This is a genomic window from Geminicoccus sp. (assembly GCF_035556675.1).
Taxonomy (GTDB): domain Bacteria; phylum Pseudomonadota; class Alphaproteobacteria; order Geminicoccales; family Geminicoccaceae; genus Geminicoccus.
The window spans coordinates 1-2911 of record NZ_DATMFZ010000303.1; the positions used below are offsets into that span (position 1 = coordinate 1).

The window sequence follows — 2911 nt, forward strand, 5'->3', positions numbered from 1 at the left end:
GCTTCGGGATCCAGTGGTACTTCACGAGCACCGCGTCGCCGGCGGCGTTCACCCACTTGTACGTGTTGACGCCGGAGCCCTCCATGTGACGGTAGGTCGCCGGGATCCCCCACGGGCTGAAGACGAACGTCACCATGTGCAGCGACTCGGGGCTGAGTCCGTCGAAGTCGAAGACGCGGCGCGGGTCGGGGCAGTTGGTCACGGGATCCGGCTTGAACGCGTGGATCATGTCCGGGAACTTGATGGCGTCCCGGATGAAGAAGATCTTCAGGTTGTTGCCGACCAGGTCCCAGTTGCCTTCGACGGTCTTGAGCTTGACCGCGAAGCCGCGCGGGTCGCGCGCCGTCTCGGGGCTGTCCTTGGAGCCGATCACCGTGGAGAAGCGCACGAACACCGGCGTCTTCACGCCGACCTCGTTCAGCACGCGCGCGCGCGTGTACTTGGACGCCGGCTCGTTGCCGATCTTGCCATAGGCCTCGAACCAGCCATGCGCGCCTGCACCGCGTGCATGCACCACCCTCTCCGGGATACGCTCACGGTCGAAATGGGTGATCTTCTCGATGAACTGGTAGTTCTCGAGGGTGGCAGGGCCACGCTCGCCGACCGTGCGCATGCTCTGGTTGTCACGGACCGGGTGACCCTGACGCGTAGTCAGAATCTTACGATCATCCATCGATAGAATCTCCTGAAAGACAGGGGGGCTCTGGCTGCGGCGGCAGAACGAGGGCGTTCGACCGAAAGGCGAAACCGACCGGCATATGGGGATGCCGGTCGGGCGATGCGATGTTTGGGGTCAGTTTAATCCGTGTCTAGTGATCCGGTGCAGGAGCGCCCGCGTCGATCAGCCGCACGGCTCCAGCTTGAGCCAGCCATAGCCATGCGGCGCCAGCCGGGCCGTGCCCTCGTCCACCCGGTCCAGGTCACTCTCGCGGTCGGCCAGCAGCCGACGCACCCGCAACGGCCCCTCCGGTAGGTCCAGCCGCACCTCGACGGCACGGTTGGCGAGATTGTGCAGGGTGAGGATCTCCCCGACCGGGCTCTGCCGGCGCAGCGCCACCACCGCCGGCTCGCGCGCGTCCACGATCTCGCACTCGGCCCAGCCGATCTCGGGATGGGAACGCCGCTCACGGATCATCCGGCGCACCTGCTCGAGCAGGCTGTCCGGATGGTCGAGCTGCACCTCGACATTGAGGTCGGGATAGCCGAACGGGCCTTCCGCGATCACCGGGCGGATCAGCCGGTCCGCCGGTGCCGTCGAGAAGCCGGCGTTGCGCAGCCCGTTCCACTGCATCGGCGTGCGCACCGAGTTGCGCTCGGGCTGCCGGAGATCTTCACCCAGGCCGATCTCGTCGCCGTACCAGAGCACGGGCGTGCCCGGCAGGGCGAACATCAGGCTGAACGCCATGGCGATGCGCTTCCGGTCGCCGCCCAGCATCGGCGCCAGCCGGCGGCGGATTCCGCGCTCGTAGATCTGCATGTCCGGGTCCGGCCCGAACGCCCGGAACACCTCCGCCCGATCGGCATCGCTCAGCCGGCCGAGGTCGATCTCGTCGTGGTTGCGCAGGAAATGCGCCCACTGCCCGGTCGTCGGGATCTTCGGCGTGTTCTCGAGCATGTCCATGACCGGCCGGCCGTCGCCGCGCGCGAGTGCCAGGAACAGATGCTGGTTCAGCATGAAATGGAACACCATCGTCATGCGGTCGCCGTTGCCGAAATACTCGTCGGCCATGTCCATCGGGATGTTGGCCTCGGCCAGCAGCACCGCCTCGGCCTTGCGCCAGGACAGAAAGCGCCTGAGCTCGGTCAGGTATTCGTGGGGGTCGCCCTCGGGATGGCTCTTCAGGCCCTTGTACTCGATCAGGAAGGGCACCGCGTCCAGGCGGAAGCCGACCACGCCCAGCTCCAGCCAGAAGCCCATGATCTTCTGGATCTCCTCGGTCACCGCCGGGTTGGCGATGTTGAGGTCGGCCTGGTGCTCGTAGAAGCGGTGGAAGTAGTAGGCGCCGGCCTGCTCGTCCCAGGTCCAGGTGCTTTCCTGCACGCCCGGGAACACCACGCCGTCCTCCGCGTCGGCCGGCTTCTCCTTCGACCAGACATACCAGTCGCGGTAGGGCGAGTTGGGATCGCTGCGCGCGGCCTGGAACCAGGGATGGTCGATCGAGGTATGGTTGGCCACCAGGTCGACGATCACCCGCATCCCCCGGTGCCGCGCAGCCCTGGTGAAGTTGACGAAGTCGCCGAGCGTGCCCAGCCGCGGGTCGACCCCGTAGAAGTCGGTGATGTCGTAGCCGTTGTCGCGGTTGGGGGTGGGATAGAAGGGGGTGAGCCAGATGCAGGTGACCCCCAGCGTTTCCAGGTAGTCCAGCCGCTCGATCAGGCCCACGAAGTTGCCGACGCCATCGCCGTTGCCGTCCTGGAACGTCTCGACGTCGATGCAGTAGATGACGGCGTTCTTGTACCAGAGGTCGAGCAACCGGCTTCTCCTGTGGGGGGAACGTTCCGAAAGGAACGGCCCGGCCCCGCTCAGGGTGCCGTCGGTGGCTCGGCCATGGTGCGCGCCTGCCGGCGGCTCGCCAGCACGCCGCGCTTGGGCGCGAACAGGAAGGCCAGGACGAACTGGACGGTGAGCGCCAGGACGATGGTGGGGGCGGGCGCGCTGTCCAGGCGGAAGCTCACCAGCACGCCCAGCAGCGCCGCGCCCGTCGCCACCGCCACCGCGATCAGCAGCATCCGGCCGAACCGGTCGGTCAGCAGGAAGGCGATCGCCCCCGGTGCGATCAGGAGTGCGATCGCGAGGATCAGCCCCACCGCCTTCAGCGCCCCCACGATCGCCAGCGCCAGCAGCGCCAGCAGGCCGTAATGCAGCAGCCGCACCGGCAGGCCGATCGCCCGGGCATGGGTCGGATCGAAG

At 67.3% G+C, this 2911-nt stretch carries 3 protein-coding genes; all 3 read right to left on the reverse strand.

Going from position 1 to position 2911, the window contains the following annotated elements:
• A partial coding sequence (locus VNS22_RS21110; RefSeq protein WP_349261857.1) for a catalase occupies positions 1-673 on the reverse strand: 673 nt, incomplete at its 3' end.
• A 168-nt stretch (positions 674-841) separates the two neighbouring features.
• A complete protein-coding gene (locus VNS22_RS21115; protein WP_325735967.1) occupies positions 842-2473 on the reverse strand; it encodes an alpha-amylase family protein in 1632 nt (543 codons plus the stop codon).
• 50 nt (positions 2474-2523) lie between these two features.
• Positions 2524-2911, reverse strand: a 388-nt coding sequence (locus VNS22_RS21120; RefSeq protein ID WP_325735969.1) for a metal ABC transporter permease, incomplete at its 5' end; no start/stop codon positions are given.